Here is a 25,156-nt window from a genome sequence, read left to right as displayed (position 1 = left end):
TTATTTTTTTTAAACGCTTTTAAATGTTTGATTGCCCTAAGATTATTTTTCCATTCAAGTCATCATTACTATCTTGATCACAATCTAGAAGTCTTCCTGGAGGGTATATATTATTTAAGTTATTCATTGCTGTTATAAGACCTCTTGTGCTTTCAGCTAAGCTCGCTAGATCTTCTCCTGACTTATCTATTAGATATTTCCTGTATACTTTTTCAAAGTCATAAAGATCATTTGCGGCAGCGGTACCGTCTTGTCTATCTCCTACCCAACAAATTTTAGCTAATACATGTGCTGGAAGTTCTTCTCTAATTAATGTCTCAGCATATTTTCTGAAATCAGGATTAGAAAAACGAAACGTATATCCTGGCAACACAATACTTACTCTATATGAATACGGATCAAACGCATCTTTTTCACACTCTTCTTCACAAGAAGTCATAAATTCTTCACTCCCCGGTTCAACATCAGTTTTGACATCAGATGCTACAATAAAACTGCTATCTACATCCATACATCCTATACCTAAAAGCTCATAATCAAGGGCCGTTCTTGGTTTTAGAAGTAAATGTTCTACTAAAAAGATTCCTTCTTCTGAAAACTCAAACTTGAAGTAAGCAATCAATGTTCTAATAACATCTTTTAATTCTTCCTCCGTGATATAAGTAGGATTATGAACGGCTATTACTTCTTCTGTAGAAACACCATCTACGACTTCTCTTTTAACTACTTTGAAATAATATCTACCTGAACCAGATACACATATTTTTAAGTTTCCTACAAAATCTCCATCTTCTAACGTTTGTTCAAAAGCAATGTCAAGATCTTCCGTATCTATTTGTATAGAAAGAAAAACGGCTTCATACATTTCTTGTAAAGCAGCATACTCTAGTTCTTTTGTATTTACAGATGAGAGTGCAATATTTCCAATTGCATTTTTCACTTTCCAAGTATACGTGGTATCTCCATCTGTACTTGTCGCACTATTAATCACTACGGGTGAATCTGACACATATCTACGATCATAATTTTGTATTCCTAATAATCGTGCTATTCTTTTCTGTACACCCGAAATATTTGAAGTATCCCATAATTCTGAATCTGGTTGTGCATAATAATTATACCCTAAACCTCTCTCTGCACTAATGTCTTTATAGGCTCCTAAAAATGCTTCTTTATTATTTACAATAATCTCATCTGAAGCACTTCCATATAGCGTCTTCATTAAAAAGGTATATTCATTAAATTGCTCTGAAAACCTTGCGATAAGATGATCTAAAATTTGATTTCTTCTTTCTACACTATTATCTAATGCCTTGTAAAGATCATCTGTAAGTTGATCATCATCAGAAGTTGTATAATCATTTACTAATTCGTCAAATCCTTTTACCCCTTTTATTGCTTGTGTAAAATACGTGCGCTTTAATGAACCATTCACACTTAACAACTCTTTCACTTTTCCTAAATGCTGAAAATAACTAGCAAGCATTTTATCAAAGAATAATAGATATCCTTTTAGTTGTTTTGCTAATGCTTCTCTTTCTGGTGAGGATTTCCCTATAATACCTGACTCTCCTACACCATACGTGTCTGGAAAATCATTAAGTATGGTCGTATGGTTTTCTATATTTAAAACAGTTCCTTGTGGTACTACTAATTCTTTATTAAGTCTTGCATTTTCTCTAGCAAGTGCTTCCTCTTCTCTAATTTGTTGCTGAAAAGCTTTTACTTGTGCATCATTAATATTTAAAGGCAATGTTCCTTTACTATAACTAAAAGAGCTTAAATCGCATAATACAGGTTTCTTCCCATAATCTACACATATCACCCAATCATCTAGATTTACTTTTCCATCACAATTATTAATAGAAATTTCATTAATGACTTTTACACCCTCTACAGACATAATTTCTTTAATAAGATCAGAAACCCGTACTTCTCTACGTAATTGACTATTCAATAATTCTTCTGTCTTTATAAATCCATTATCCAGAATAGGACCTTCAAATATTTCATCTGTAGCATATCCCTGTTCTAATAATTGATTTAAAGAATAGAAATTAATATCTGGTGCTAGATAGTTATTGATTACTTTTAAAACATTTGCATGTACCCATTCTTCATCTGCATTATTTTCTACTTCAATTCTTGTACATACCGCAATATTTTGAGTAGGCACTTCTTTAATCTCTATTAGATCTTCACACAAGTTCCTATTATCATGAAATCGATTTAATGTTTCTGATAACACTGTAGACCTCCCACAATCATCTATCTCATCATTATAATCAATTAAGATATCGTAAAGTCCTTTTACATTAAAAATCTGCAACTTATCTGTCTGTAATTCTGCACTATCAAAAGCGATATCGCCCGTTTTACAGTCTACATATAGCGTTTGCTCTCTAGGCATGATCCAGCAATTTTTCACGAGCTTTTCACCCATTGAGCCATCTCCAATATCTATGATTAACTTTCTATAATCTATTTGTGTTAAAGGTTTGGCAGGTAAAATCTCTGAAGCTTTGATAAATTGATCTTGTATACCTTTTGTTGCTTCATTTGATGCTAAGATATCTGCGGTATCCAGATTCATTCTCATACCTAGATCAGTTATGGCATAACTTAATACTTCTAATATTGTGATACCTGAATCATGAGAATTAAAATCAGTCCAAAGTTTACTTCCTAATTGCTCTATATAATTAATACCTGTTCTTCTCAAAAATTGAAAATCCAAATCATCTTGAGTCTCAACTTTTTTAGGTATACTGATATGCTGATTTTCTAACATTTATTTATGTTTTTTCTAAGTACAAAACCAAGATGACATGTACTTTTTAATTAATATTTTTTTTGCTTTCGCGAAAGCGTAAACGCCTTATAAACCTACAGTTGGTGGATTTGGATTTTCTGGTGGACTCATAGCCTCACTATTTTCACCTGTCCTTTGAAAACTATCGGTACTAGCACAAACTTTCTGAGTAATAACTACTTGATGTTGTTTTGCTGATACTAAAATAGATTTAGGATCTGCCGTTATCGAAGCGCTACTTTGTAATACCCCATCTACATATACAGCAATGTTGTCTATGTAATCTACATAGTGTAAATGCTCCACGTAGTTTAACATGAGATTTGTGTTTAAAGACACATCAAAAACAACAGAACGATCTGCTTCAAAAGCCCAAGGAGAAATGTATTTTTTAATGTCTTCATCCAATTGCTTTTTGTAAAATTCTTCATCAAATTGCTCAAAGAATTTTACAGCTATAGACACCTCTACCTCTTGATAATTAGGATTCATTACTGAAGCATTTACATGTGCTGTGTTTAAACTATTTACATACTCTTTTATGGTCGTCAAACTATTTCTACTCACTCTAGGTTGATAAATATCAAAAGCATTTTTATTTCTCGTATCTGGTACAACAACTAGTGTTACATTACCAGGCGACATAAAAGAGTCTTCAGAAGTATGATTTAAACATTTCACTTTAAACACTTCTGGGAAGTTTTCTAAAACAAGTTGTTCATAATCCCATGAAGTAATAGCTCTATTTTTATGTCTTAAACGCTCACTAATTCTTCTGTAATATTGCTCATCTGACTCTTCATATACACCTCCAAATGAGTTGTAATTTTGGGTTACAGATTTAATTTTAGGAATCCTAGTAATAAGTTTACTAATAGTTTCTGCGGCTAGTCCTGTTTCTAAATGAGATACGTCATTCTCATTATTTTCAAATGTTACTAAAGCTGCTTGTGCAAAAACTCCTTGCACTCTACACACGGCATCATAACTTCTCTTCATACTCGCCTTTATCCAAATAAGATCTTTAGGAAGACGGGTATTATTTACATCTACATCTCTAGGAATATCAAATTTTACAATTCCTGATCGTAAGAAATTATTGGTATTGTCTTCTAGAATATATTCTGACAAATTTCTCCATGCATTCCCTGAGAGTACTTCCCAAGTTATTTTTTCGCGATCTTCAAAAGTTTCAACTAGAGGGTTTTCACTTCCTTCTAATGTTTGAATAAGCAATGATATTCTTTGATTAGGCATTGCTTCTAATCCTACATAAAATTCTCCACCTGGACCATATACAGGTACCAACTGTTTAGAATTTGATGTTTTTGCATATTGCCCAAAGACATCTTCACAAAACACCGTTATTTCTTTACTTTTCGAAGGTCCTTCACTTATACTTTTTGACAAGTATGAATAAGCCACATCTGACGCTGAATAACTTAACTCAATATCTTGCGCTTCAGGAATATACGGCTCATTAGGAATTAATGTTTCAGAATCTCCTGTCGTATTTGTATTAGAGTCTAATAATGCCAATGTATATAGTTGAGGATATACATCTTGTAATGCTGTTTGATTCAGAGATAATCGTATTGCTTCTGCAGTACCTACATCACTTGTTGTATTTGTGATTGTAAAATTAGTATTGTAGCCATCTGTTGTTTTATTGAATAATACAACATTTGCATTTTTCAAGTTCCATTCTTTTCTATCTAATAGAAAAGCATTGGCTCTAAAATAAGCATCCGAATTTACTACTGATCCTGTGGCTTGAGATGTTGCTAACGAAAACGCTTGTGATAAAGGTGATACTTCTGAACTAGATTCTAATCTTGCTGTTGGAGCTATTGTTTTAAAAGTCTGTTGTGAGAGGTTATCTCCAGAATTAAACACATAAGCTTTATAATGATCTGTTATAGAATTTGGAGTATTCTTCCAGTTTATTTTAACATTTACATTATTCCAATTTTTAGAAAAAATTTCTGGATGTTTAATGTAAAAATTAGAACCTCTAGTAGGTTGTCCTGTAAATGGAAAATAGGGCTTTTCTGCATTTAATGTTCCGTTATCATTCTCGATCATAGCGGTTGTTATTCCCTCTACATCTACAGAAACGGTTATATTTTTAACTGCCTTTGCTGATAATGCTTGGTATAATTCATACCCTTTATTTCCTTTAATTAAAAATCGAGCAATTGGAAATTCTGTATCAAAGCTTTCTAATAACACTTCTGGGTTGTAGTTTACAACTGCAGGAAAATCTTTTGCTAATTCAAATGAAAGCGTTAATGATTTATTGGCATTAGTAACATTCTTTAATGTAATATCAGACAACCATTCTTCTTCCCCACTACACTGAATTTCAATAGTATTTCTAAAGTCATTTGCTGTAAAATCTAATACACCTCTTGAAGAAGTTTCATAATCTATTTTTACAGTAACTTTTCTTTTTCCTTCTTTTAGATTTAATAATGATGAAGCTATAGAAAACCCTAAGTTGGCATCTGGTAATTCTTCATAATTAGCCTCGTCAGAGTTGTATCCAAATGGCCACCAAAAATTACTTTCTTCTGGCAACTCTTTTTCTAAACCATCTAAGGAATCTGCTCTTCTAGCAAGTTTAAGTTCTTGCTTATTTTCATCATTCAAAAAACTTTTTAAAGCAACAACCTTCGCTTGATTTGCAACAAACTCTTCATCTGTTTTGTATACTCTTTTTTTACCTTGAGTGTCTTTATCTCCATCTAATGCGGTACCTGCTGGTATTTTTTCTTGTATTGCTTTTTTAGCAAGTTCAAAAATGATATACGCTTTATCTGCAACCGCCTCTTTCTTTTCTATTTTTAATATTTCTCCATAGTAGAAGTCAAGATGTCTCTTTGTGAGATTATTAAATTTTTCTTGAGAAAACTCTAATAATCTAATAAAACATACAAAAAGACTTAAATGTGGTGTAAGCGTTCTTTCATTTTCAAATTCAGAAAGCGTTTTTAAAACATTCTTTTCTAATTTTTTATACGCAATAGTCTCCCTTCTAGGAATACTGTCTTGATCAATATCAAAATAATTAAAAAAGTCTTGCCAGTTTCCTTCAGGAGTTGTGTCATTTTCTTTATCAAAGTAGTTCACATGCTTTGCAAAATTGTATGCAAAAAGCAACCAATCTGCCATGTTTAAATCATGAAGTTTGAAACTCTTAGGATCTAATGTCTCTAAAAAGCGTTGCGATTGTGATTTACCGTCGCTATAGTGTGAAAATGTATCTATTTGTTTCTTCATGTTTTTAGATTTCTGTTGCCTCTCCTTTATAGAAAGGGAAGACGATATTACTTCTTGTATTTGTATTTCTGACTAAGTACTCAACAGCTATTAACACTTCTCCTTCTAGTTCATTAGACCCTTCTATATCAATATTTAAAATATCAACTCTTGGTTCATGGTAAAGTATCGCTCTTTCTACAATTCCTTTTATTTGTGTTATTAGTGTAAGCGTAAGTGGTTTGAACAATAGTTCTTCCAGATCACACCCATAATCAGAAAGCATTACACGCTCTCCTAATCGAGTAGAAAGCAAAATGATCAAACTATTATTGATGTCTTCTACATCTGTTGTCATTGTCACCTCTTTTTGAGCCTTATTAAATTCAGGAGGAAAACTCCACCCTCTTCCTAAAAAATCTCTATCTATTTTCATAATTATCCTCCTATTAAAACCGTTGCTTCTCCTGCTACTATCATGCCTCCATGAACTGTGGTATCGCCTAATCTTGCTGCAGGTTTCCCTCCAATTAAGACTGTCGCTGATCCTGTTGCTATCGTATCTGGAGGCCCTGTACATAGTGCCTTATCTCCCACTCTAGCGGCAGGCATTTTCCCTATCAATACGGTAGGTTCTCCTGCTGGTAGTATAGGTCCTCCTACATGAGGAGTAGTTCCTGTTACCAGAGGACAGGTGTGCATGTCTGTAATTCTAGCTGCTGGTTTCATTTATTATTTTTATTAATTAATTTGTACTTGTGACCCTTTAACAATTGTTACTGCTCCAGATGATATCTCTGCTCCTGCACTACCTTCAACAGTCAATTGTGCATTTGCTTTTCCATTCACATTCATTCCTTCTATATTGACATCACCGGTAGCTTTAATATTTATATCTCCTGCACTTTCCATAGTAATCCCATCACTATTAAACGTGAGAATATTTGCATGTTCATCTTCTATTTGAACGAGATCTGCATCTTCATCTAAGGTTACTTTTTTACCAGCTGGGGTTTCTAGCACATATGAAACCTTATCATCATTAAAAATCATTTTCATCTCACTACGAGTGACAATTCCTTTTTCATGATTATCATCAGAGGCTGTTAGCGGAGCTGGTTTTGTACTACTATTTAGCATTCCTAAAACGACGGCATCATTAGGATCATCATTAATAAATCCTACAATCACCTCATCCCCTATTTCTGGTCTAAAGAAAGACCCTCTATTTTCTCCAGCGTCTAGCGTGGCTATACGTGCCCAAATACCTTGTTCTTCATTATTAATGATAGGTATTTGCACTAAGATTCTATCTTCTCCATCGGGATCTGATTCTAATTGTGTAGTCACTCCTATATGCAATCCACTAATGGCAGGTATGATTCCTGAACCAGGCATTTCACTAATATCATAGGTTTCTGAAAACCAAGTAGGACATAATCCAAATTGAGCATCTACTAACCAATTTCCATCAGTAATTTCATGACGTACTCCTGTTACATAAATAGTTCCATTATAGCGATTACCTATTCCTTCTAGTTGTAATAGAACTCCTGGCTTTACAGCTGGAATACCTTGAAATTTTACACGACCTCTGGTTTTTGCTAATTGCTGATACAATGCCTTTGCGTCACTCCAATCTTGTAATTCTTCTTGAGAAAGACTACCGCCATGTCTTAATTCTAGATTTTCTAATTGTATAACACTAGCTAAATCACTTGAAGCTATGTCTCCATTAAGATTTACTCCTGGATCTTGTGCTTCTGTTTCTAAAAGTTCTTGATCTGTATAATTCCAACTATATGATGTAATTCGATCAAATTGATCTCTAGCATCTATTTCTCCATCAAATTCATGAATGGATGATCCATAAACTACGGTTTCTATCGTATCTCCACTTAACTCTGGAGTAGCAACTTTTATAATACCATCATCAACAAAACATAATTTTCCATTTGCTTGTGCTCTTGTGACCATAAAATCCCAATCGGAAGCGTGGTATTGTACTAATTCCTGGTGTGTATTTGTTGTAGCTTCTACATCTGCTGTTAATCCTTGATTACCTATAAGCTCTTCAATGATATCACTATCTGTACTTTCATAGAAATAGTTGCTTTTTCTACCAATGGTCATTTTTACTGCTTCATCCTTGCATTCAATAATGAGATAGGAAATTCCGCTTCTAACCTTGATATTATGCTTGATAACTATTCCTTTAAAAATAGTTTCTTCATCTAAGTGATATCCTGCAGTAATTTCAATTTCTTTACCAGGAATGAGTAATTCTTCATTACTCAATTCGAACTCTTGATCTGGAGAACTTCCGTCTAAAATAACAAGCTGAGCATAAGGAACTCTATTGACTTCCTTTTCTACCACAATGCTTTTCACACGATATTTCCCAGGTAATTCATTGCCTCCTGATAGTACCTTATAAGTAACTAAGTCAGGGTTTTTTGATGTTTGTATGTATCCACTATTATTCATATCTATGATACTTTTTCAATCGGTGGAAAGAAAATTTCTGTCCCTGGTTGTAATTGTCTAAAACTTGTAATGTTATTGATTTTAGCTACTTCTAAGTAGTATTTATCATCTCCATAAATACGTTCAGTCATCAATGGTAATGTATCACCAGCTTTCACCATTCTGATATGGGTTAGATCTGGAGAATTAGTTTTCACTTCTGCTTCGGCTAATTCTGGACTAATGGATTCATGAAATTTTGCCTTACCTATTGCTCTAAGAGGTTTTCCATCCGGAGTAAACAACTTATAATCAAGAGTTAATTCTAATAACACTCCTTTAAATTCAAAATCACCCCAACTTATAATGACATTATAAGGTTTATGAATAGTACCATCATATTCTCCGGTAGCTTCTAAAAATTTATCAATCTGCCCTTTCACAGTATCCTTAACAAAATCAGCACCCCCTGAAAGTAAATTCAAAAGTCTGTTTCCACTATTCTGCTGTACTACTCCTGTACCATCAAAAAGGAACTCTAGATCTAAATCTGGCGAAACTGATGAGTCATACTTATAATTATCTCTTTGTTGACCTGGACTACGATCAGTATTAAAATTGTTCTTATACGTTATAGAATAACTTTCTGGATTTATAAAAGCATTAAATGCCCCGCTCCTTACTTTAGTTTTATAGTCAGACTTTGTATAAGTAGCTATTTCTAGTTTTGCTAATTCGCCTTCCATTATCTTTCTTTTTTACGGTGATGTATTTTCATTATTTGTGCGACATTTTCTTGTATCAAATGCGTCACTCTTTTCTGATCAACAGTAGTTACTCCTGTACTTCCTGTAGTATCCTCGTCCACATTAATTTTTATGTGTAACTCTTTAATTTCTATTGGCATATTGTTTTATTTACTTATGTTTTACTCTTTTTTTAAAACAACATCTTCAAAAATCAAACACATAGCACGTCCTATCAGCATCACGGAATATCCATGAATCTGTATGTATTATTCAAAAAATGTTTTTGATTTACTTCCTGTGAGTCAGTGCGCTATGTGTTATTTTTTTGATTACTTATAAGCTAAAGCTAGCGCTAGGTATTGTAAAATATCTATATTTTAACTCTACAGTTTCTATTGCCAATTTGTTCTCTTCAGCATTGAATTCTGATACATCCCATTTAACAGGATACGCTCCTACTACATTCCACACCATTAAAGGTGCTGTAGATTCTAAGCCTCCATTAAGTGTTATAATAAGATCTCGAGGTTCAAACTGAAATTTCTCCATAGCATCTCTACTCCATTTAATCAAGCCAGAGTTTGTAATCAACCCTCTTTTCAGAACTAAGCTTGGATACTTAGGACGCGTAGGTAGTTGATGTAAGAATCTGTTTTCTCCACCTTCGGCATATTCTTCAACTCCAATCTCAGTACTAAGACCTGTTACCGATTGAAATTGAGAATCAATACCTTCTAAAGTAGAAACCCCGTTGACAATAAAAGAGAAACTAGTTGGTGGATATATTGCTGCCATGATTTTAGTTGTTTTCGATGACTAATCCTTCGTGACAAATCTCAATAGACTCCACTGCTACTTCGTTTCCTTCTGCTTTTAGGTCTGTAGACTGAACCTTCATAGGGAATGCTTTATTCACTTTCCAAGTGATTGCTGGCACTCCTGCTTCATCTAATAATGAGATCGTAATTGTTCTACGCTCTACGGTATTTAATTGGATACTGTTAAACCAATCAAAGTATTCATTATCTCCTTTAAACGATCCACGTTTTAAAGTAATGTTACTATACTTGATCATTCCTGGCATCTTGATTTTTGTAAAATCAGGACTCGCCCCTTGACGATATTCAATTACTTCTGTTTCTATATCTAGACCTGAAACCTCTTGAAATCCTATTTGAGTTCCTCCCCAATCTACTTGAAAGGAAAACTTTACTAATGGGTATTCATTCATAACTTTCTGTTTTAATTTTTACTGTTTAATTATTCTAATTTAATTTGTAATAAAGAATATAAATTACGTGTGGTGAGCCTTCTTACGCTTTCGCGAAAGCGTACGCCGTATTTATATTTTTATCCCTTAAATTATTTTTATGATTCCTGTAGTTTGTGAGAAAAACGAAGAATAATGAATTCTGCTGGACGTACTGCTGCCATTCCAATCTCTACAATCATTCTACCTTCTAATACATCTTGTGCAGACATGGTTTCTCCTAATCCTACTCTTACGAAATACGCATCTTCTGGACTCGCTCCTGCAAGTGCACCTGCTCTCCATTGTGTATTTAAGAAATTCTCGATCATAGCACGTACACGTACCCATGTATTAGCATCATTAGATTCAAAAACAAAACGTTCTGACGCTTTCTTTACAGACTCTTCCACCATGTTAAAGAAACGACGAACAGATACATAACGCCATTCGTTACTGTTACCATCTAGTGTTCTCGCTCCCCAAACTAAAGTTCCTTTTCCTGTGAATGTACGGATCGCATTTACTGATTTCCCTGCTACAGGATCTACATTTAGATCTTCTTGATCTTGGCTTGAAATTTTAACTGTAGGTGCCACTACATAGTTTAATCCTACATTTGCTGGCGCTTTCCATACTCCGCTTGTACTATCTACTTTTGCATAGATTCCTGCAATTGCAGATGATGGCGCTAACACTACACGTAATGATGAAGCGATCTCGTTTTTAGCTGCATTATAAGCTCCTGAATTTTCTGCTTTTAATTCTGCTAAATTTTCTGCTGCAATTGCAACTCCATCACTATTTGTACTAGCGGCAACAACTACATCTACATCATTATATTCATAGTTTAAGATCGTTTGTAAGTGTGGATAATATACTGCTCCGTATTTTAAATCACTTGTAACTCCTGTTCTAAAACTATCTACAGATGCTTGATTATCTGCAACCGTATCCATAATTACAAAACGATCTTGTAATAATGTACATTGATCTAATGCACTGTTATAGACTGAATGCGCATCACTTTCTGATAATGATACTGCATCTGGGAATACTAATAATGTTGGCTCATCTTCTTTAGCTACTGCAGCTAACCCTTCTCCAATACTCGTAACTGTTGATGCTATTGGCCCATAAACTCCTTCAGATACGATATAACAAGGACCACCTCCATTAGCAAAATACATTTGCATTGCATAGTACATTTTGAATGCGCTTGCTGCTGCAAGAGTTGCTACTGCTACTCCATCAGTAATAGTCACTGTAATTCCTGTTTGAGGTTCTGCGCCTCCAAATAATGTTTCGTACTCTAGTAAAGACGTGATTCGAGTAGGTTCGTTTTGTGGACCTTTTTCTGTACGTCCCACAAAAGCTGGGATCGCTGTTTCAACTTGTGCTACTGAAGGTGGAAATATTGATACCTCTTCTATGAATGCACCTGGTGTTTTATAATTCATAATATAAAATGTTTAATGTTTATTTTTAATGTGTTATTAACTGTTTTCGATTACTAATCCTTCATGAGCAATCTCGATAGATTCTACTGCTACTTCGTTTCCTTCTGCTTTTAAGTCTGTAGATTGTACCTTAATTGGAAATGCTTTATTTACTTTCCAAGTAATTGCTGGAGCACCATCTTCTGCTAATAATGAGATAGTAAGCGTTCTACGTTCTACTGTATTTAATTGGATACTGTTAAACCAATCGAAGTATTCATTATCTCCTTTAAACGATCCACGTTTTAATGTGATATTACTAAACTTGGTCATTCCAGGCATCTTAATTTTTGTAAAATCTGGACTTGCTCCTTGACGGTACTCAATAGGCTCTACTTCGATGTCTAATCCTGACACTTCTTGGAAACCTATTTGAGTTCCTCCCCAATCTACTTGAAAGGAAAACTTTACTAATGGGTATTCATTCATAACTTTCTGTTTTAATTTTTACTGTTTAATTTTTATGATTCTTGTAATTTGTGAGAGAATCGAAGTATGATGAATTCTGCTGGACGTACTGCTGCCATTCCAATTTCCACTATCATTCTTCCTTCTAAAATATCTTGTGCAGACATCGTTTCATCTAATCCAACACTTACGAAATAGGCATCTTCTGGTGTCGCTCCTGCAAGTGCTCCTGCTCTCCATTGGGTATTTAAGAAATTTTCGATCATTCCTTTTACTCTGATCCACGTATTGGCATCATTTGAGTCAAAAACAAAGCGTTCTGAAGCTTTCTTTACAGACTCTTCCACCATATTGAAGAAACGACGAACAGATATGTAACGCCACCCATTACTATTGCCATCTAATGTTCTTGCGCCCCATACTAAGGTACCCTTTCCTGTAAATGTGCGAATCACATTGATTGATTTTCCAGCAGTAGCATCTACATTTAGTCCATCTTGTTGTGTATTATCTACTTTTTCTGTAGGTCCAACCACAAAGTTTAATCCTACATTTGCTGGCGCTTTCCAAACTCCTCTAGTGCTATCAGTCTTAGCATACACTCCTGCCATAGCTGCAGATGGAGGTAGTACAACTGGAACTGCATTAATTAACGCTTGAATTTCATTGTAAAGAGTAGTTCCCTTTAAATCCTCTAATTTTTGACCGCTAAGAGCTCCTAAGTTATCACTACTAAATCCTCCTGCATCTACAACATTATTAAAGTATGCCGCTGCCAATTCTGCTGAAGTTGTAGCATCTATATATGGGGTTAAATCAAATGGAAAATCATATGTTTCATTGATTGTTTCAAAAATGGCTAAAAGCGCTGTTCTATTCTCTTCAAGATCATCTCCAGCTGTATCAGCATTAATTTCAACTATTAAATTATTTAATAGTATTTCTTCAGCACTGTAATCATATCCAGTTCCTGTATGAACAATAGCTGCTTTTTCATTAAAAACAGGATTTAATATTGTCTTTAAGTATGGAAAATAGGCTGCTCCATATTTATCTCCAGGCACATTATTCCTTAAATGGAAAATTGTATCCTTATCTACATTTGTATCAATGGTTGTCAGATCTGTAGTAGTTCCTTTATACGTATCTATAAGTACAAAACGATCTTTCAACTCATTTGCTTGATCTAATGCAATTTGATACATTCCATAAAAATCCTCTTCATTAAGGGTTTGCGTTGCATCAGGAAAAACTAATAATGTAATTTCATCTTCTTTTGCTGCCTCAGCTAAGCATGTTTCTATTCTTGATTTTAGTTCTGATGAAGATTCATCAACAAACCCTCCTATCGAAATGATGTAACAAGGCCCTCCTCCATTTGCGAAAAATAATTGCATTGCATATGGCATCAAGAATTTCACCTCTGGTGCAACCAGTGTAAGTCCATTTTCGGCATCATCTATCAACTCTACTGTTTCTTTCTTTGCGCCTCCAAAAAGCGTTTCATACTCTAGTAAAGACGTAATTCTTACAAGCGACTCTGACAAATCCCCCTCTACCTTTCTTGTTGCTTTCTCAGTAATCCCTATAAATACAGGAATTGCTGTTTCCACCTGTGCTACTGATGGAGGAAATTTTGATACCTCCTCAATAAATGCTCCTGGTGTTTTCAATTGTGTTAACATATTTATCTATTTTAAAAAAGTTCTTGGTTAAATATATACTTGTGTTTTTATGGGCTGATTTGGATCTGTTTGAAATGCAAAAGCATCAAAAGGAGTTGCCATTCTATACGGAATCACAACATTAGATGCATCTCTAGGGATAATATTTCCTTTATTCATAAAAGGTTGTGGCGTAGCTGTTTCTGCTGCTACAGTGCCATCATCATTTAGATATACCCATACTGTTTTTCTATTCTTTAGAACTACTTTGAACTCTGTAGGATTTACAACAGCTCCTGCTCCATCTAATAATGTATCTAGTTGTATAGATACAATTCCCAATAAAGAGCGTTGTTCTCTTCCTGTTAATGAGCCTACAAGTGTTTGATATTTACTCATTGGATCAGCACTCACGCCTACTTTATATAGTTCTAAATCTGTAGCTGGAACAGCATCTAAAGTATTGATCGAATTTGCAGGTTCTGCAATATCATTTGTAAAGAAGTAAATACCCTCTGAATTTGTATCCATATCTGTATACTTTTCCAGAAAAGTATCTCGACTATAGATTAGTAAATCTACCGTTGCACCCGTACTATCAATGATTGGTTTTGAATCTTGATCTACCGAAATAAAGCAAGTAGCACCATCTGTTGTTGTTTTAAAAACTACTTTATGATTTGCCAGTATTCTTTTTGTGTCTTGACTAGGTGTTATTCGAAGAAAATCAGACACATTATAACTTGATAAATCTTCTGTTTTTTGAGTATCGTCAAAAACTACTATTATATCATTATCAGTTGTATCTTTCTTATCCAGAAAGTAATTGTGAAAAATATTTAAATTAAATATTTGCACATATTTGATTGTACTACTCATTTTCTGTAAAGTTTTCCGTTAAATTTTCTGTTAGATTGAGTGCGGTTTTTTGTATTGTAGTAATAGCAGGTCCTTTTCCTTTTACTTTCTGTCTCTGTACTTTTACAATACTCACTTTATATAAAGCAGAAGGCATAGTTCTTCCTCCTAATACGGTCCAAGCATAACTCAACTCTTCAATACGAAGTGACTTGAGATCTACCATAAACTTGAATTCCTCAATTTGAGGGTCTGCTTCATCTCCTGTGAAAATGGACGTATCTGTATTGTTATTTGTAAAAATGGATTTGTCTTGAAAAAATTCTACTACTTTAGAAATAGATTGCAATGATTTTTCATACGTACTTCTATTGGCTGCTACCATCATATACACATTGAGATATGCTGCGCCACTTTTATAAACTTTAGTGCCGTTTTTTATTTCGTGTCTTGGTGTATTTTTGAGTGTAGACTCTTCTTCTGTACTTAATAAAGTAACAATTACTTTATCATTTAATGACGTATTACTCGCATCTTCTGCTTTGGCTATATTCTCTAATACTACTAGGTTTTCATCATCCAGATAATTTCCTATTTCATTTTTAATTATCCTTAATACATCGTAGATCATGGTCTCCTTTTTATTGATTTATTTTTGTCTAAAAGCATTTATTATGTAGCCAGTGCAACTAGCTTTTCTTGTCTTGATTTTCTAGAATGGTAAGACAAATGTGATTGCTAATAAGTGAAGTACTTCTTGTGTTATTTGTTAATCACAGTACAAACATACACAGAGAACATAGTTTCTCAAAACATTTGATAGTGTCTAATCCGTAGCTTCAGTAAGTAAGCAACAAAAACACATTAAACAACTAATAACCAATCACTTATATTTTGTAATATTTTTATCAGAATAACACATTTTACAAATAAATATATCTTTATTACACTTTAGAAACTTAAGAATTGTAAGGATTATAGCATGTACCTTAAAGAAGATTTCTTAAGATTTTTGTACACTTTAAAGGACATCGTGACACAGAAGTTTATCCCGAGCAGAGCTAAATATATATTGTATAATACATCATGAGAAAAGAGAGGATTTATCTCAATATGATTGGTTTAATATACAGTTTCTTTTTTCACGCTTTCGCGAAAAGAAAAACCCCACAAATCATTGTGAGGTTTATTTAAATTTAAGTTAATCTTAGCTATTACGAGCCTCCAATAAATCAAAATATTTTTGATAATTCTTATCAGGCAATGCTTTTTGTAATGCATTTAGAGATTCTTTAATATTATCATACAAATATTCCTTAACAGGATCATTAAAAGAAACATTTGTGTATAAATATTGCCAATTTGCCATACCTAACATATCCAATATTGCCTCGTAATATTGAACAAATGTCAAGTTAGTTTTATAAGCAGTTTCTCTGTCTATAAAGTAAATTTCAGGTTCATTAGGAGGTGCTTCCCCTTCCTTTATACTAAAAACAGCCATCTTACCATCACCTATCTCTGGGCGAGTATCAAAAACCCTAAATGTTTTCCATAAAGCAATCTCTTCTTCTGATTGCCCATCATACCATAACTTAGAATCATAATCATTCTCCAGTAATCTTAATCCTGAGTACAAGTTTTCAATACTGAACTCTAATTTAGAAAAATATTCATTTAGTTTTAATTCTGCATAAAAGTAAAAGTTATCAATATTTATGACATCAATATACCTTTCTATTACATTTAAATAACCTACTCTTTCATATCTTTTAATTCTAGATTTAACGCGCTTTTCCTCTTCATAGTTTAGGAAATGACAATTTATTATCTTGTTGGTTATATTAGGGGAATCAATTTCCTCTTTAATTCTCTTAAAACTATTAGTTAATGGATACTGCATTATTATTATTTTAATTGAATGTAATTAATTTTTTCTGTTTAGAAGATAGCAAGACATTCAAATTCTCCAGATTAGTTGTATTCATTTTAACATTCTCTTCTAAGAGGAATTCTAGATCATCTAAATCATCATAACCCCCAAACTCTTTTATTAAAGTTTGAGAAAGATATTTAAAAACGTCTGATTTAATTTTCATCCTAGCTTGAACAAAAGCACTTTTTGTAAATCTCTGATGTGTTTTGAGTTTCAGAAAACTTACAAAGTTTTCAATCTCTAGAGATAGGCTTTTACGTAGCATGTTTAACATAAATAACAAGGTATGGGAAAATTGTTGTTTCCTAATTCTTATAAAATTATTTTCAGATGCACGAAATTCATTTTTTAAACTTTCACTAAATAATTCTATTTTCAGTTTTTCAAAAATAAAAACAGCAGTTTTTTTCAAGACAATAAATATTTGATTATCAATATAATACACAAAATAAACATCAAACAAATAAATGTAAATAACTAAAAATCAAATAGATACATCATTAACTTAATGACATTGACCGTCAGTTTGTAACTGGTGGTGATTTGAGTAAGAAATAGTACCTCTTCAATTTACAAAGTATATCTCAGCTATAACATTTTCTCTCACGCTTTCGCGAAAAGAAAAACCCCACAAGTTACTGTGAGGTTTTGAATTTAATAGTCTAATAAATTACATATCTTTTTTATATAACTTTAACCCTCCTTCATCTTCTAATGGTTCCATATAACGTATAATTTCCTTAGGTTGTCCTAGAGCATGTAATCGTAATGTTTTATCATCATCTCCTCCAAAAAATTCCCACTTGTCATTATCTAAATTACGTCTGTTTTTTACTATTATTTTTAATTCATTATTTATTTCTGCAATTAGAAAACATGTAGTAAGCATTTTTACTTTATCAGATGTAGGATCTGATTCAGAGGTATAGCAAGCCCAAATAGTATTATACTTTTTATTATCATACTGACTTATTTTAAACAAGTAACGTCTTGCTGGAAAAACTTTATTCTTTGTTTTTAAGTAAAAGAAATCTGGTTTTGGTTTTTTTAATATTGGTAAATTGAATCCTGCAGAAATATTATAAAGGTGGGTTTGTATCTCTTCAACTATACTATTATATTTTTGAAAATCTTCTTTATAATTATCTGCATTAAGTGCTTCTTGTTCTCTTTCAAACAAAAAATCTAAAAAATCCTTGATATTCTTCATTAAGTTTATTTTTTAAATAATTTATCTAGCCAAATATCTCCATGAGCAGTTTTAGCTCTCACTTTTCCTAAAGTTCTTTTTAATTCATCTTTTACAACAGCAAAGTAGAAAACCTCCTCAACTCTTCTAGGATGTTGTTTTAGTTTTTGCAATCTTTTTAGCGCCTCTTTCCTTTCATCATCAGTCATATCACTATGAATTTGCCAGTTTGTAACTGGTGGTGATTTAGCAGGAAATAGTGTCTCTTCAATTTACAAAGTATATCTCAGCTATAATATTTTATCTCACGCTTTCGCGAAAAGAAAAACCCCACAAGTTACTGTGGGGCATATATCTCTATTTATGTAAATTTATTTCTTTGAAAGTCTTAAACTCTCATACTTCTCAATAAAACCTTCCCATGTCCAATCTGAGAATAATTTAGGCATTTCTTCTTTAAATAATTTTGTTTCTTCTTTTCCATATTCCCAACCATCATAGTGAAGTAATATCCGTTGCCAACCATAAAAAACTCTAGCTTCAACCGCCATTTGAGTATATCCACTAAAATTTAAATCTAACAAATGCAAATCAGGATCACCGGATATATGATAATATAAGTATTTAGAAATTGTATTGTCTTCTTTATTAATAAGAAAACCAACTTGAGATTCATCTGTACATAGGTCAAAATCTCTAAAATCAGCTAGTTCAGGATTTAATGACACTATATACTCATCTGGCTCGTAAGGTGCATTAAACATAAACTCCGTGTCATTAAGTCTCATTCTACCTCCAACTTCCGATTCACTATCCCTCCTCCATTCTATATCATAACCATTGCAAGCATTTTCATAAAAATCTTCAATCCCGAAATGTACTTTATCCAAAGCAGTTAATTGAGGTAATTTTGATTCTAAATTATTGGGGATTTCAAAATTAAGGCTTTCAATTTTTTCTTCATTCTCAACTTCGATTAAATAATATTCTAAATATTTATTAAACCTATGCTTCATTATGATTTAGTGTCAAATTATTTTTTTTGATAAAATTGAGCTAAAAGTTCTAAATTTTCTTTCACTTTTACTTTTTGCATATTAGAAACTTTTTCTTCTCCTCCCAATGCTAATGCTGGCATAAAAGTTAGACATTCATCAAATTCTAAAGAAATTTTCTTTTTAACTATTTCTAATTCTATATTCCCATAACAATCTTCTCTCCAAAAATTTTCACTTGTAAGGTTCCACTCAAAAAGCATATCAAAATTAGAACCTAAAATATTAGTTTTACCAGTGTGTATATTTAAATGGGATATTGCCCAACCGAAATTAAATTTATCCCACAAAAAAAAACATCCTGAAGCAGATTTTGCAAATGCAATTGCATCATTTGATATACTAGGAAACTTTTTTACGTAATCATTATATTCCTCTGGGTTGATTATTGAAAATAAACCATTTCTATAAGAACAATAACCATAATTTTTCCATATTTCAGTTATAATATTAACCTCATCTTTAGGCCCCATAAAAACTTTTTGATATTTTTTTATTTCTTTTTCTGAGACATTAGAGAATTTGATTGAGTCACCCATAAAAGAAATGAACTCTTTATATATATCTTTCATTATAATTTCTTTTTAATATTTGAGTTGAACGTTCAATTTAATATGTTTTTTTTGATCTTCATTTAATTTGTCATATTCTTTTTTAACATGTGAATGTAAATCTTCTATTCTGTTTTTCTTACCCCATTGAGAACCTATTGAGCTATTAGCAGATCTATCACCAACCATCTTGTGGTTTTCTAACGTCTCTTTATTATGAATTTTATTTAATTTCTTAAACTTTTCAATTACTAAAGGATCACCTCCTGCTATCTGATCAGGGTTATGTAATATTACTTTATTTTTATTTAAAAGATTTCCAGCATGTTCTTTCGCTAAAATATCAATCTCATCTCTTGTTTTTCCTTGACTTCTTAGTTTAGATCCATTTTCTCTAATAAAGTAATCTGCTAAATCTCTTTTAATTATTTTTCTTAGTTCTGTTATTTCTTTATCTCCTTCAGGATCCCTTCCTTCACCAGTTTCAATAGCTCTTTTTATAAACAAATCTCTATTTTTCAACCATCTACTCACAAGAGTTTTATTAAGCTCTTCTTCTTGAATCTTTATTTGTCTTTTGAATTCAGGGTGCGTTTCCCTCTTAACTGGCAAATTGAATTTAATTACCTTTAATTTTATTCTCTCTAAACTATTTTCGCTTTCAGAATTCAGTTCAGAAGTAGCATTAACAACCGTGTCATTAGGTGCAATTTTAATTTGCATATCAACATCAGTATCTTTTTGATCAGAAATGACTGGATTAAACTTAACATCTAAATTAATTCCTTTTTTAAGTTTAGGTTGATACTCATCTTCTAAAGTAGTAGCTTCTTTCTTTTTAATTGCATATAGTTCTTCAAAAGAAAGATCTTTCTTCTTAGGAGTTGTTTCTAGTTTTACTTTTATTGCTTTTGCAATTTTTTTATGCTCTGCTCTATCTTCTGAGGTTATTTGCTCTATCTCACCTTTTTCATTTTCTTTTTTGATCTTTTTTGCATCACCTTTTTTAGTTTTAAACTTCTTCAAGAACTTTTTCGCCATCTTCTTAATCTTCTTCCAAAGTTTTACCAATGCTTTTTCTACACGTTTTTGGATTTTCTTAAAGAGCTTGATCACTTTTCGCGCTAAGCCACCTATACCTAAAATAGAGGCTAGGAGTCCTATTACTACGGGTACTGCTTTTCCTAGCGCTTTTTCTATAGAGGCTGCAACCGCGCCTACTTTTCCAGAAGCAATAGCTGAGACAGAATCCATAAAGGCACTCACTAACTCAGCGATTTGTGCAGCACGTTCTATAAAGAATTTCACCACATCTATAATGGCCATCACGGCTTTTACAAAAGCCCCAACTGGAGAAAGTAATCCTAATAACCACTTGATACCTGCTTGTACCACTTGTGTCTGGATCAGGTCCATCACCGCATCTATGACGGTTGCTTTTAGATCTTGGAATTGTTCTTTTATGTATTCCCACAATCCTGCGAGTCCTTCTGTACGTAGGATATTAACGAGTTCGAAGCCTGTTTCTAAGGCTTTCATCACCGGTTCTCCAATCACTCTGGTTCCTACTCTACGCACGGCTTGCCAGGTAAAGCCCATGATCTGTGAAGACAGCGAGAAGATTCCTTTCAAAGAGAATACATCTTCTGGCATGGTAATACTCAAACCACTCATGGCTCCTGTAAGCCAACTTATCAAACCGCTTTGTAAATGCTTTACAATATTAGAAGAGAAGTTGGAAATTCCTTGCCCTACGCCTGCCATCATATTGGATAAGAATCCTATTGGATCTGCGATAATGGCCACGACTACTTCTACTATTTTTGCTAGTAAATTGGTTAAGGTGTTTTTTACTTTGATAATAAAATCGAAGACTCCTTTTAAAGCTCCTAGGGCTTTACTTACCAATCCTTCATTGGCAGCTTTGAGTTCTTCAATACGAGCATCTACCGCTTCGATATTGGCTGCATATTGTTCTGCTAATGCTTCTATAAGCGTATCTTTCTTATCATTTACGGTTTGTTCTAGGCTATCAAACTTATCTTCTATAGCAGAAGCGGCTTCTTTACCAAGTTTACGTAGATTAGGATCTAAAGAACTTACATACGCTTGTACATCTTTTTTACCATTGGCTATTTCTTGTTTTGCTTTATTGAGTCTATTTGCTACCATATTGGCAATGGTTTCGATATACCCATCCATGGTGTTGATATATACTTCACGTCCTGTCACAAAGAATTCATTGACTTCTTCTGGAAGTCCTCCTAAGTAATCGCCTACACGACGAATGTTTTTCCAGCTATACCAAGCACCTCCATAACGTTCTTCTTTATAGGCCGTCATTTCTTTGTCTATATGATCTTCAAAGGCTTTTTTGGCAGCATTTGATCCTTTTACAAACTCTTTGGCAACATCTGTATCCAGTTGGTCTAAAATAGTATCTACTTTAGATTTTGCTGCTTCATATTTTCCATTAATTGCATCGGCGATACGTTTACGTTCTGCTGAATCTTTGGATGCGGTTTGTTTTTGATTTCCTGCTACTTTATTCAACCCAGCAACACGTGCTGCATTCATGCCTCCAATTTGTGCATTGGTTTGCTGTTGTGCGTTTTGCTGCACGTTTTGTTGCTCTTGCTCTTCTTGAGTTCTGAATTGTTGTGTAGCTGCGTCACTTTGCGCTTTGGCTGCATTCTTCTCTGCCAATGCTCCTGTAAAAGAAGCTTCGTTTGAGTTGGCGAGCATAGTATCGGTTACACCATGTGTTGCCATCTCGTTATCTACGGTACTATTTTGCTCTTGTAATGGTTGCTCTACCTCAGCAGCAGTACGTGTAGGTGGCATGGCTTTTCCAGCACCTGCTACATTTGGTTTTTTACCAAATCTAGGGGTTGGCATTTTGGCCACATTTCGCTTAGGTGTAGCAGCCGTATTTGGTTTTGCAGAAGTGGCGCTTGCAATCGCGCTTGAAGATTTTTGTGAGGCACCACTCACATCTCCCATCGCATTTTTATTTACTTCTGCAATATTATTATTTTCATCAAACTTATCTGCCGCCTCTTCATCTTCGGGTAATTGCATTTCTGCAATACGACTTTGTAATTGCACTTTAAAAGCAGCTGCGCTAAATTCTTCTGCATCTTGCGCTGCCATGACATCTACTTGTCTGGCTTGTGCTATACTCTCACGCTCATTACTTGGTGAAGGTGCTGCAGCTTGTGCTTTTGCACTTGCTTTGCCAGACGACTCATGTTGTTGTTGTCCTTTGGCAGTCTCACTTACTTCCATTTTTAAAGCCTGGAAGTTTTCGTTTTCTTCTGGAGTTTTTGCTATCGTTACAGGAACACCTGCTTTTGTGCCAGCTTCTGGGATTGGTTTTCCTTCTGTTTTTTCTGTAATTACTGGCACTTCTCCTGCATTTTTTATAGCTGGCGCTGCTTTTATTACTGGATCTTTTGTAGTTGCTGGCGCTGCTGCTTTTGCTTCTGTATTTTGGACAATTGTTATTGTTTCACCTTCATTTTTTACAGCAGGTGTCTCTTTAGCAACAGGTTCTTTTGGAACTTCTGGCACTGATACTTTTGCTGTAGGAATACTTGCGATATCTAAAAATTGCGCATCTAGAATATCGGGTATTCCCACTGTAGGATCTGCTGCCAACTGCCCTACTTGTTTTGCATTAAAGTCTGTATCCTTAAGACCTGTTGTGTTTATTTTTTGAGGTGCTCCAAAGAGGGCTTCGTCTAACGACGGAGGAACTCCTTTATTTGCTTTTTGCTGTTTCTTTCCTTGGAGAGCAACAGCATTTTTTGCTTTTTTGTTTTGTTGAGCAGCACCTAATTGAGATGCTCTTATTTCGGGTTGCGTACCTGTTCTCATAGTATTGTTATTATGGTCTTTTACAATATGTCATGACATATGTATCCTTTCTCACGGTTATTACTAGTCATTTTTTGCGTGAGGGATTGCAATGAAAATCCCACAGCCTGACTGTAAGGAAGTGCGAGGAATTGTAGTGTAAAGCCCGACCATATTCCTGAAAAGATTTCAGGAATATGGTCACGCCCAAATAAAAAAGAGATGTCTATAATTAAAACACCTTATCTTCTTTATGATATTCTTTCTTTATACTTTCTAACACCATTGCCTGTGTTAGGATTCTATCTTTGTTTGCCAGTGCCTTTAAACTTGCATCTTGAATACAGTTCATAATATTAGAACCATTCAGGACATATTTTGAGGCTATTTCGTCTAGTTTTAATGAAGCATCTTGTTCTAGTTTTTCTGGAATATTATGCTTCCAGATACGTAAACGTTCTTTTGCTTTTGGTAATTCAAAATGAATAATAGACTGGAAACGACGCATAAATGCGGTGTCAATATTGTCTTTATAATTTGATGCTAGAATCACCATACCTGGATAGGCTTCAATTTTTTGCAATAAATAGGAAACGCCTTGGTTTGCATATTTATCATGGGCATCTCGCACATTGGTTCTTTTTCCAAATACAGAATCTGCTTCATCAAAAAAGAGAATCCAATCTTTCTTTTCTGCTTTGTTAAATAGGTTTGCTAAATGTTTTTCTGTTTCTCCTATGTATTTAGAGACCAATACAGAGAGATCTACTCTAAATACCGATTTTCCAGTATACTTCCCTAATAGACTCGCTGCAAGTGTTTTTCCTGTTCCTGGCGCTCCATAAAAGAGCACACGATATCCTGGTTTGAGCCTTTTTTTCATTCCCAGCTCTTCTAATAAGGTATCGTTATGCTTGAGCCATGTCTTACTGTTTTGTAGTTTTTGCAAGGTGTTTTCTGATAAGATGAGATCATCCCATGTCATTTGAGTTTTGATTTCTTGTGCAGGGAACTCTTCACTGAGTTTAGGTATAATAGTACTGCCTAGTACAATTTCCTGAAAAGCGTCTTGATATATGAGTAGTTTTCCTCGTACTGCGGGTTCTCCTTTTTCTGTAGGAGCCGTATGTAAGACTTGTAATTCATTAAATAGTCTATTGTTATGTAAGAAGTGAATCGCAGCGATTCTTCCTGCTACATCATCTCCTGCGAGTGCATACAAAATGGTCTCTGCTGTTGGGTCTGCATTTTTTTGATCTGCGCGTGTTTGTGAAAAGAAATACAATACTCCGTTTTCGCTTTCGATACTTACATCTCTTAAAAATGTAGGATATACATGTGGTACTAATGAGAGTAAAAGCGAAATAATCTCTTCTTGATCTAAGGCATGTTTTGCAATATAGTTCCCTAGAGAACTTTCTTCATAGGTTGAAGGTGTATACTTTAAAGGGCACACTTTAAGTGGTGTTTCCGTATTTTCTAATCGCCAAAGAATTACTTCTTTTAGGTAGTCAAAAATTTGTTGTGTGCCCTTCTGTTCTAAACGCATAGTCAATTGTTATTTGTATTATATTGGCATTGCCAAAAGGTTTTCTACTCCT

22 protein-coding genes are annotated in these 25,156 nt (G+C 33.7%); all 22 read right to left on the bottom strand.

Annotation, left to right across the window (positions count from 1 at the left end; all coding sequences use genetic code 11):
- Positions 1-19 precede the first annotated feature (19 nt).
- The 22 genes from Q1A60_RS02030 to Q1A60_RS01925 all read right to left on the bottom strand — a co-directional run bounded on the left by Q1A60_RS02030 (position 20) and on the right by Q1A60_RS01925 (position 25,104).
- Positions 20-2,791: a hypothetical protein gene (locus Q1A60_RS02030; RefSeq protein ID WP_299763455.1), complete on the bottom strand. Its 2,772-nt coding sequence runs from the start codon at positions 2,789-2,791 to the stop codon at positions 20-22.
- A gap of 87 nt (positions 2,792-2,878) precedes the next feature.
- The gene (locus tag Q1A60_RS02025; protein WP_299763453.1) at positions 2,879-6,094 is read right to left on the bottom strand and encodes a baseplate J/gp47 family protein; all 3,216 of its coding nucleotides are present in this window, start codon (positions 6,092-6,094) and stop codon (positions 2,879-2,881) included.
- Positions 6,095-6,098: 4 nt separating this feature from the next.
- A complete protein-coding gene (locus tag Q1A60_RS02020) occupies positions 6,099-6,509 on the bottom strand; it encodes a GPW/gp25 family protein (protein WP_299763451.1) in 411 nt (136 codons plus the stop codon).
- Between the two features lie 2 nt (positions 6,510-6,511).
- On the bottom strand, positions 6,512-6,802 hold the full coding sequence (locus Q1A60_RS02015; RefSeq protein WP_299763449.1) for a PAAR domain-containing protein: 291 nt from the start codon (positions 6,800-6,802) through the stop codon (positions 6,512-6,514).
- A 12-nt stretch (positions 6,803-6,814) separates the two neighbouring features.
- Positions 6,815-8,560 (bottom strand): type VI secretion system tip protein VgrG, encoded by a 1,746-nt coding sequence (gene vgrG / locus Q1A60_RS02010; RefSeq protein WP_299763447.1) that lies wholly within the window; start codon positions 8,558-8,560, stop codon positions 6,815-6,817.
- Between the two features lie 2 nt (positions 8,561-8,562).
- The gene (locus Q1A60_RS02005) at positions 8,563-9,285 is read right to left on the bottom strand and encodes a LysM peptidoglycan-binding domain-containing protein (RefSeq protein ID WP_299763445.1); all 723 of its coding nucleotides are present in this window, start codon (positions 9,283-9,285) and stop codon (positions 8,563-8,565) included.
- Positions 9,285-9,446, bottom strand: coding sequence for a DUF5908 family protein (locus tag Q1A60_RS02000; RefSeq protein ID WP_299763443.1), 162 nt, complete (start codon positions 9,444-9,446; stop codon positions 9,285-9,287). Before Q1A60_RS02000 ends, Q1A60_RS02005 begins: the two co-directional genes overlap by 1 nt.
- Positions 9,447-9,621: 175 nt before the next feature.
- A complete protein-coding gene (locus Q1A60_RS01995) occupies positions 9,622-10,083 on the bottom strand; it encodes a phage tail protein (protein WP_299763441.1) in 462 nt (153 codons plus the stop codon).
- 4 nt (positions 10,084-10,087) lie between these two features.
- Positions 10,088-10,519 (bottom strand): phage tail protein, encoded by a 432-nt coding sequence (locus Q1A60_RS01990; protein WP_299763439.1) that lies wholly within the window; start codon positions 10,517-10,519, stop codon positions 10,088-10,090.
- Positions 10,520-10,656: 137 nt separating this feature from the next.
- A complete protein-coding gene (locus Q1A60_RS01985) occupies positions 10,657-11,997 on the bottom strand; it encodes a phage tail sheath C-terminal domain-containing protein (RefSeq protein ID WP_299763437.1) in 1,341 nt (446 codons plus the stop codon).
- A 36-nt stretch (positions 11,998-12,033) separates the two neighbouring features.
- Entirely contained in the window at positions 12,034-12,465 is a 432-nt protein-coding gene (locus Q1A60_RS01980) for a phage tail protein (RefSeq protein ID WP_299763435.1), read from the bottom strand.
- A 32-nt stretch (positions 12,466-12,497) separates the two neighbouring features.
- Positions 12,498-14,129 carry a phage tail sheath C-terminal domain-containing protein gene (locus tag Q1A60_RS01975; RefSeq protein ID WP_299763433.1) on the bottom strand — a complete coding sequence of 544 codons (1,632 nt, stop codon included), beginning with the start codon at positions 14,127-14,129 and terminating at the stop codon, positions 12,498-12,500.
- Positions 14,130-14,156: 27 nt separating this feature from the next.
- Complete coding sequence (locus Q1A60_RS01970) at positions 14,157-14,987, bottom strand: hypothetical protein (protein ID WP_299763431.1); 831 nt, start codon at positions 14,985-14,987, stop codon at positions 14,157-14,159.
- Complete coding sequence (locus Q1A60_RS01965; protein WP_299763429.1) at positions 14,980-15,597, bottom strand: DUF4255 domain-containing protein; 618 nt, start codon at positions 15,595-15,597, stop codon at positions 14,980-14,982. Before Q1A60_RS01965 ends, Q1A60_RS01970 begins: the two co-directional genes overlap by 8 nt.
- 576 nt (positions 15,598-16,173) lie before the next feature.
- Positions 16,174-16,869 (bottom strand): hypothetical protein, encoded by a 696-nt coding sequence (locus Q1A60_RS01960; RefSeq protein WP_299763427.1) that lies wholly within the window; start codon positions 16,867-16,869, stop codon positions 16,174-16,176.
- Positions 16,870-16,879: 10 nt separating this feature from the next.
- On the bottom strand, positions 16,880-17,314 hold the full coding sequence (locus Q1A60_RS01955; RefSeq protein ID WP_299763425.1) for a hypothetical protein: 435 nt from the start codon (positions 17,312-17,314) through the stop codon (positions 16,880-16,882).
- Positions 17,315-17,572: 258 nt separating this feature from the next.
- Positions 17,573-18,112 (bottom strand): hypothetical protein, encoded by a 540-nt coding sequence (locus Q1A60_RS01950; RefSeq protein WP_299763422.1) that lies wholly within the window; start codon positions 18,110-18,112, stop codon positions 17,573-17,575.
- A 5-nt stretch (positions 18,113-18,117) separates the two neighbouring features.
- On the bottom strand, positions 18,118-18,300 hold the full coding sequence (locus Q1A60_RS01945; RefSeq protein WP_299763420.1) for a hypothetical protein: 183 nt from the start codon (positions 18,298-18,300) through the stop codon (positions 18,118-18,120).
- 162 nt (positions 18,301-18,462) lie between these two features.
- Positions 18,463-19,107, bottom strand: a complete 645-nt coding sequence (locus tag Q1A60_RS01940) for a hypothetical protein (protein ID WP_089373163.1) — start codon at positions 19,105-19,107, stop codon at positions 18,463-18,465.
- 17 nt (positions 19,108-19,124) lie between these two features.
- The gene (locus tag Q1A60_RS01935; protein ID WP_299763414.1) at positions 19,125-19,718 is read right to left on the bottom strand and encodes a T6SS immunity protein Tdi1 domain-containing protein; all 594 of its coding nucleotides are present in this window, start codon (positions 19,716-19,718) and stop codon (positions 19,125-19,127) included.
- A 12-nt stretch (positions 19,719-19,730) separates the two neighbouring features.
- Positions 19,731-23,576, bottom strand: coding sequence for a polymorphic toxin type 15 domain-containing protein (locus Q1A60_RS01930; RefSeq protein WP_299763412.1), 3,846 nt, complete (start codon positions 23,574-23,576; stop codon positions 19,731-19,733).
- A 211-nt stretch (positions 23,577-23,787) separates the two neighbouring features.
- Positions 23,788-25,104 (bottom strand): ATP-binding protein, encoded by a 1,317-nt coding sequence (locus Q1A60_RS01925; RefSeq protein ID WP_299763410.1) that lies wholly within the window; start codon positions 25,102-25,104, stop codon positions 23,788-23,790.
- Positions 25,105-25,156 lie beyond the last annotated feature (52 nt).

It is taken from the genome of uncultured Dokdonia sp. (assembly GCF_947492535.1).
Taxonomy (GTDB): Bacteria; Bacteroidota; Bacteroidia; order Flavobacteriales; family Flavobacteriaceae; genus Dokdonia.
Note: the sequence above shows the minus strand (reverse complement) of the source record. Positions and strands in the feature narration are given on the sequence as shown.

Coding starts and splice junctions, on each gene's coding strand:
- Q1A60_RS02030 (WP_299763455.1), bottom strand. CDS start 2,791: ATGTTAGAAAATCAGCATATCAGTATACCTAAAAAAGTTGAGACTCAA.
- Q1A60_RS02025 (WP_299763453.1), bottom strand. CDS start 6,094: ATGAAGAAACAAATAGATACATTTTCACACTATAGCGACGGTAAATCA.
- Q1A60_RS02020 (WP_299763451.1), bottom strand. CDS start 6,509: ATGAAAATAGATAGAGATTTTTTAGGAAGAGGGTGGAGTTTTCCTCCT.
- Q1A60_RS02015 (WP_299763449.1), bottom strand. CDS start 6,802: ATGAAACCAGCAGCTAGAATTACAGACATGCACACCTGTCCTCTGGTA.
- vgrG (WP_299763447.1), bottom strand. CDS start 8,560: ATGAATAATAGTGGATACATACAAACATCAAAAAACCCTGACTTAGTT.
- Q1A60_RS02005 (WP_299763445.1), bottom strand. CDS start 9,285: ATGGAAGGCGAATTAGCAAAACTAGAAATAGCTACTTATACAAAGTCT.
- Q1A60_RS02000 (WP_299763443.1), bottom strand. CDS start 9,446: ATGCCAATAGAAATTAAAGAGTTACACATAAAAATTAATGTGGACGAG.
- Q1A60_RS01995 (WP_299763441.1), bottom strand. CDS start 10,083: ATGGCAGCAATATATCCACCAACTAGTTTCTCTTTTATTGTCAACGGG.
- Q1A60_RS01990 (WP_299763439.1), bottom strand. CDS start 10,519: ATGAATGAATACCCATTAGTAAAGTTTTCCTTTCAAGTAGATTGGGGA.
- Q1A60_RS01985 (WP_299763437.1), bottom strand. CDS start 11,997: ATGAATTATAAAACACCAGGTGCATTCATAGAAGAGGTATCAATATTT.
- Q1A60_RS01980 (WP_299763435.1), bottom strand. CDS start 12,465: ATGAATGAATACCCATTAGTAAAGTTTTCCTTTCAAGTAGATTGGGGA.
- Q1A60_RS01975 (WP_299763433.1), bottom strand. CDS start 14,129: ATGTTAACACAATTGAAAACACCAGGAGCATTTATTGAGGAGGTATCA.
- Q1A60_RS01970 (WP_299763431.1), bottom strand. CDS start 14,987: ATGAGTAGTACAATCAAATATGTGCAAATATTTAATTTAAATATTTTT.
- Q1A60_RS01965 (WP_299763429.1), bottom strand. CDS start 15,597: ATGATCTACGATGTATTAAGGATAATTAAAAATGAAATAGGAAATTAT.
- Q1A60_RS01960 (WP_299763427.1), bottom strand. CDS start 16,869: ATGCAGTATCCATTAACTAATAGTTTTAAGAGAATTAAAGAGGAAATT.
- Q1A60_RS01950 (WP_299763422.1), bottom strand. CDS start 18,112: ATGAAGAATATCAAGGATTTTTTAGATTTTTTGTTTGAAAGAGAACAA.
- Q1A60_RS01945 (WP_299763420.1), bottom strand. CDS start 18,300: ATGACTGATGATGAAAGGAAAGAGGCGCTAAAAAGATTGCAAAAACTA.
- Q1A60_RS01940 (WP_089373163.1), bottom strand. CDS start 19,107: ATGAAGCATAGGTTTAATAAATATTTAGAATATTATTTAATCGAAGTT.
- Q1A60_RS01935 (WP_299763414.1), bottom strand. CDS start 19,718: ATGAAAGATATATATAAAGAGTTCATTTCTTTTATGGGTGACTCAATC.
- Q1A60_RS01930 (WP_299763412.1), bottom strand. CDS start 23,576: ATGAGAACAGGTACGCAACCCGAAATAAGAGCATCTCAATTAGGTGCT.
- Q1A60_RS01925 (WP_299763410.1), bottom strand. CDS start 25,104: ATGCGTTTAGAACAGAAGGGCACACAACAAATTTTTGACTACCTAAAA.